4 protein-coding genes are annotated in these 5,645 nt (G+C 69.4%); all 4 read right to left on the reverse strand.

The window, feature by feature from the left end; genetic code table 11:
• Positions 1-208: phosphoglycerate kinase (pgk, locus tag ACWF94_RS31550; protein ID WP_453496189.1), on the reverse strand; the 208-nt coding region annotated here is incomplete at its 3' end.
• Between the two features lie 191 nt (positions 209-399).
• A complete protein-coding gene (gene gap, locus ACWF94_RS31555; RefSeq protein ID WP_453496193.1) occupies positions 400-1,407 on the reverse strand; it encodes a type I glyceraldehyde-3-phosphate dehydrogenase in 1,008 nt (335 codons plus the stop codon).
• A 189-nt stretch (positions 1,408-1,596) separates the two neighbouring features.
• On the reverse strand, positions 1,597-4,560 hold the full coding sequence (locus ACWF94_RS31560) for a M14 family zinc carboxypeptidase (RefSeq protein ID WP_453496196.1): 2,964 nt from the start codon (positions 4,558-4,560) through the stop codon (positions 1,597-1,599).
• Positions 4,561-5,315: 755 nt separating this feature from the next.
• Positions 5,316-5,645, reverse strand: a 330-nt coding sequence (whiA, locus tag ACWF94_RS31565) for a DNA-binding protein WhiA (RefSeq protein WP_453496199.1), incomplete at its 5' end; no start/stop codon positions are given.

The raw sequence follows: 5,645 nt of genomic DNA on the forward strand, positions 1-5,645 counted from the left end.
GGTCCGGGGCGCCCTTGGGGCGGCCCAGATGGGAGGCGACGATGACGCGGGCGCCCGCCTCGGCGAGCTTGGCGACGGTGGGCCGGACCGCCCGGATACGGCCGTCGTCGGTGATGGTGGTGCCGTCGAGCGGCACATTGAGGTCGGCGCGGACGAATACCCGCTTGCCCGAGACCCCTTCGGCAAGCAGCTGATCGATCGTCTTCATGGACAGGACTCCTCGGAGGGCTGAACGTGCGACAGGGCCCGGACCGCGCCGCAGTGCGCCGCCCGAGCCCTCTCACTCACATCGTGGTGTTCTCGTAGCCGATCAGAGCTGACCTGTTCTGAGCTGCCACAAGTTGCTCAGGGCTGTTCAGAATTGTTCAAAACTGATCAGCCCTGAGCAGCTGGGAGTCCTCAGAGCTGGCCGCCGACGAAGACCGTGAGGTCCACGAGACGGTTGGAGTAGCCCCACTCGTTGTCGTACCAGCCGAGGATCTTCACCGACGTGCCCGCCTGGACCATGGTCAGGGAGGAGTCGAAGGTGCAGGACGCCGGGTCGCTGACGATGTCCGAGGACACGATCTCGTCCTCGGTGTAGGTCAGGATGCCTTCCAGCTCGCCCTCGGACGCCTTCTTGAACGCGGCGTTGACCTCGTCCTTGGTGACCTCACGGGACAGCTCCACGACCAGGTCGGTGGCCGAGCCGGTGGGGACCGGGACGCGCATCGCGATACCGTCCAGCTTGCCCTTGAGCTGCGGCAGGACCAGGGCGGTCGCCTTGGCGGCGCCCGTCGTGGTCGGGATGATGTTCTCCGCGGCGGCGCGGGCGCGGCGCAGGTCCTTGTGCGGGAAGTCCAGGATGCGCTGGTCGTTGGTGTAGGCGTGGACCGTGGTCATCAGACCCCGGACGATGCCGAAGTTCTCGTCGAGAACCTTCGCCATCGGCGCCACACAGTTGGTGGTGCAGGACGCGTTCGAGATGACGTGGTGGTTGGCCGCGTCGTACTTGTCATGGTTGACGCCCATGACGACGGTGATGTCCTCGTCCTTGGCCGGAGCCGAGATGAGGACCTTCTTGGCGCCGCCCGCGATGTGCTTCTCGGCGTCGGCCTTCTTGGTGAAGATGCCGGTCGACTCGATGACGATGTCGACGCCCAGCTCGCCCCACGGAATATCGGCGGGGTTGCGCTCGGAGAGCACCTTGATGGTGTGGCCGTCGACCGTGATCGTGTCGGCGGTGTGGGTCACCTCGGCCTTGAGACGGCCCAGGATGGTGTCGTACTTCAGCAAGTGGGCCGTGGTCGCAGTGTCACCCAGGTCGTTGACAGCCACGATCTCGATGTCTGCACCCTGCTCCAGCAGCGCGCGGAAGTAGTTACGACCGATGCGGCCAAAGCCGTTGATGCCTACGCGGATCGTCACGAACCGATCTCCTCGTTGGTACGCCGGTTTTTGACTGCCGGCGAGTTGTATGGGATGTCCCCGACCGCTTACGACCCTACCCCCCTGGGCCGCCGGGAGTGACATCGGATGGCCCCGTACGGCCGACGGCGGCCCATACCCCCCGGTAGGGAGTACGGGCCGCCGTACCCTGCTGTTGACTACTGTCCGTCAGCGCCGCAGAGCGCTCAGCGCCTTCCCGATCAGCTTCCCCCGGTCGGCCGCGCCGGGCACATGCTCCAGGCCGAAGCCGATGAGCACGGTGTCCCGGGTGGTGACCGCGCTCGCCGACGGGTACAGGTCCTGGCTGCGGACCCAGTTCCCGCGCGGCGCCGGGCTGCCGGCCGGCGGCGGAGCGGCCGTCCAGGCGCCCAGCGAGGTCTCGAAGCCCTCGGCGCCCTGCTCACCGCCGCCGGTCACCAGCTTGGTGTCGTCGACGAAGACACCGCGTCCGCCGTCGCTGGGGTCGGTGACATACGAGACGGAGACCTCGATCTGCTTGCCCGCGTAGGCGCTCAGATCGAAGGACGCGGCCCGCCAGCCGTCGGAGGCCCCGGTGAAGGAGTTCCAGCTCCCGGAGGTGCCGGTCGCGGTGCAGCCGTCGTTCCCGACGGTGAGATAGCGCTTCAGGAACGGGTGCTGGTTGACGTAGAACCCGGCGTCGCACTCGGTGGGGACGGTGGTGCGGGTGCCGCCGTTGGCGTCCGGCAGGGTCGTCCAGTCGTCCTGGCCGACGGTGTGGACCTCGACGATGGCGTTGTCGTAGCCGGGCTCGGTGTTGAAGCTGAGCCGGAGGTTCAGCTTCGGGCTGTCGGCGGCACTGGTCCCGCTCAGATCGACCGGGCGCGTCAGCCGCATCCAGGAGGAGTTGCGGTGGGTGGCCGCCGCGTAGTAGCTGCCCTCGTACGGCGAGAACGGCATCCGGACACCCGGGTAGTCGCCCGCGGCTGCGCTGCGGAACTGCGGGAACTGTGCGGGCGGCAGCGTGTCCGATGTGACGGTGTACGCGCCCGCCGCGTCCAGCGGGTTCCCGGCCGCGTCGGTGAGGGCCGCGGAGGAGCCCGAGAGCCGGCCGGCGCCCAGGAAGGCCGAGGTCCCCGCGAGGGAGGCCCGGCCGGACGCGCCCAGGTAGTACTGGGCGAAGTCGTCGCTCACCGCGCGTCCGAGATTGGCGAAGCCGCCGGCCCGCTCACCGGCGGTGAGGAGCTTGCCGCCCTCGTTGACATAGGCGCGCAGGGCCTGGGTGGTGGACCAGGACGGCGCGGCGGCGCCCGTGTACCAGACCGCCGTGTCGAAGTGGCTGAGGACGCCCAGCGGGTGCGGGCGGCCCTGGGTGGCGACGTCCCAGACGGCGCTGCTCTTCTTGTTGGCCGCGAGGGCCGCGGTGTAGGCGGCCGTGTGCTTCGCCGCGGTGGTGCCGCCCTCCTCGGCGATCACCAGGGTGTCGGCGCGCGGCCGTTCGGCGACCGTATAGGTGAACGGTTCGCTGGCGGTGGCCTTCCCGTCCTTCGTACGGCCGGTGAACCAGACCTCGACCTTGTCGCCCGCCCGGGTGTCGTCGTCGATCTCGGCGCGGTACTCGTCGAAGCGGATGTTGTCCTCGCCGCCGAAGACCTTTCCGCCCTTCCAGGGCTTGAGGTCCTCGTCCTGGACCCGGCCGCCGTTGACGCGGTACTTCAGCTCCTTGTCCCGGACGGACTTCCGGGCGATGACCGAGACCTCCTGGTCGTCGCCTCGGGCGTAGGAGACGGTGAACGGGTCGGGCGTGAAGTCCGCCGCCTTCAGCCCGAGCGATGAGGCCGGCTGGTCGGGGGTGGCGGAGGTCTCGGCGACGGAGAGCGCGAACGGGATGTTCTTGGCGAACTCCTGCTGGATCAGCTTCTCGTCGTCGGGGAACGTGAAGACGGAGGCGCAGTCGGCCGCGTTCCACGGGTCGTTGGGGTCGATCCGGGAGGCGGTGGCGCAGGTCGACATCTCGGGGGTGTACATCATCATCCCGTTGACGTTGGCCGCGTGTCCGTCGGCCTCGCCGTTGGTGATGTACAGCTCGGAGGAGACCTGGGGGCGGTAGCCGGGGATCGCCGGGTTCCCCGGTGTACCGGCCAGCGCCTTGTAGATCACATCGTCCGGGGTGGAGGTGGCGACCTGCCAGCCCACTCCGTACAGGATCAGCTCGGCCGCGGAGTGGTAGTTGATGCCGTACTGGAAGCCGATGCGCTTCTGGAAGGCGTCGATCGCCTTGGTCTCCGGCTCCGAGCCCGGTCCTGAGCCGCGGAAGGTCTCGTCGTACGGGTCGGGGGACGAGCCCTCGTTGTCGTAGCCCCACTTGTACGGGAAGTTCCGGTTGAGGTCGACACCGTCGCCGGGGGCGATCCGGCCGTCACCGTTGTTGTCACGCAGGTTCTTGCGCCACTGCCGCTCGTCCGTGCCGCCGAAGGTGTAGTCGTACCCGTCGGGGTTGGCGGAGATCACGAACCACAGCTCGGTGGTGTCGATGATCTTGGTGATACGGGGGTCCTTGCCGTAGTTCGTGAGGTAGTGGTGCATCAGCCGCCGGGTCATCTCCGGGGTGATCCACTCCCGCGCGTGCTGGTTGGACATGTACAGCGTCGCGGGCTTGGTGCCGTCGCGGTACTGCTTGGCGCCCTTGCTGACCTTGAGGGCGAGGATGTCCTCGCCCTTGACGGTCTTGCCGATGCTGACCGCCTTGGTGAGGGCGGGGTTGGCCTGGGCGGTGGCGAGGATCTCGCGCTTGAGGCCGTTCTCCCCGCCGTACGGGCGGTAGACGCCGTCCCCCGCCGCCGCCAGGCGCTGCTGGGCGGCGGCCGGGATCGTGTGCTTGGTGATCTTGATGCCCTGCTGCTTCAGTTCACCGGCCTGCTCGCCGGTGAGATACAGCTCCACGGTGGCGGATCCCTTGTCGGGCACCCGCTCACTCAGCTCATGCCCATCGGCCCCCGCCGCGAGGATCAGCGGGACCTGGGTCTTGGTGACCTTCGCGTGCCATACGGACAGCGCGTCGCCGTCACCCTTCGCCTGTCCTGTTCCCTGGTCGGCCCGGGCGAGTGGAGCGATCGCCAGTGTGGCCGCCAGAAGTGAAGCCGCGGCGAGGATCGATCTCGCTCTGCGTCTCATGAGCCCCCCTTGCTGGTGTCTGCCGGAGAGTGAACAGACGCCAGACTCATCAGGCCCCATGCCCATGTCAAGGCGGGCGCGCTGGTATATGAGAGCGACTCCTCCGGGCGGGGCCCTTCATGGCGCCGCGCTCCCCTGGCGGGGGTCCCACATGGCGCCGCGCTCCCCTGGCCGGGGTCCCACATGGCGCCGCGCTCCCCTGGTCGGGGTCCCACATGGCGCCGGTCCGCCGCGCCGGTCCTGCCCTTGGGCAGCGGGCGCGTCCGGTGATTGGGCCTCGCCGAACGCAGACACCGGGCACATTCCAGCCCCTCCGGCGTTTGGGCCTCGGCCGCTGAACGCGGACACCAGGCAAATCCAGCCCCTCCGGCGATTGAGGAGCGGGGTCCGGGGCAGAGCCCCGGCAACAGCCCGCGCGCTCCGGCGAACCGGTCCGTCCTCAAACGCCGGACAGGCTGAAAACACCTACCCCCGCCGCCGGGACGGAAAAACCGGGCACAATCCAGCCTCTCCAGCGCTTGGGCCCTGGCCCTGGGCAGACACACCAGGCACCACTCAGCCCCTCCGGCGTTTGAGGAGCTGGGGGTTCACCCACACCCGCCGGGGCGTAGGTGGGGTACCTCCACGCCCGCAAGGGCGTAGGGGGCGGTCCGGGGCGGAGCCCCGGCAACGGCCCGGGCGCTCCGGCGAACCGGTCCGTCCGGGGGGGGACCCAACAGGCTGAAAACACCCACCCCGCCCGGGTAGGGCCGCGGTCAGACCGGGAGGCCGTCCGCCATTTCCTCCGTGAGGTTGGATTCCGTGCCGGGAATCCCCAGGTCCTGCGCCCGCTTGTCCGCCATCGCCAGCAGCCTGCGAATCCGCCCCGCCACCGCGTCCTTCGTCAGCGGCGGATCCGCCAGCGCGCCCAGCTCCTCAAGGGACGCCTGCTTGTGGTCCATCCGCAGCCGCCCGGCCGCGGCCAGGTGCTCGGGCACCTCCTCGCCGAGGATCTCCAGGGCGCGCTGCACCCGGGCGCCCGCGGCCACCGCCGCGCGGGCCGAGCGGCGGAGGTTGGCGTCGTCGAAGTTGGCGAGACGGTTCGC

The sequence above is a fragment of the Streptomyces sp. NPDC055078 genome (genome assembly GCF_053607985.1).

Bases quoted from the DNA above. Each gene is read 5' to 3' on its own strand.
- ACWF94_RS31560 (WP_453496196.1), bottom strand. From the start codon at position 4,560: ATGAGACGCAGAGCGAGATCGATCCTCGCCGCGGCTTCACTTCTGGCG.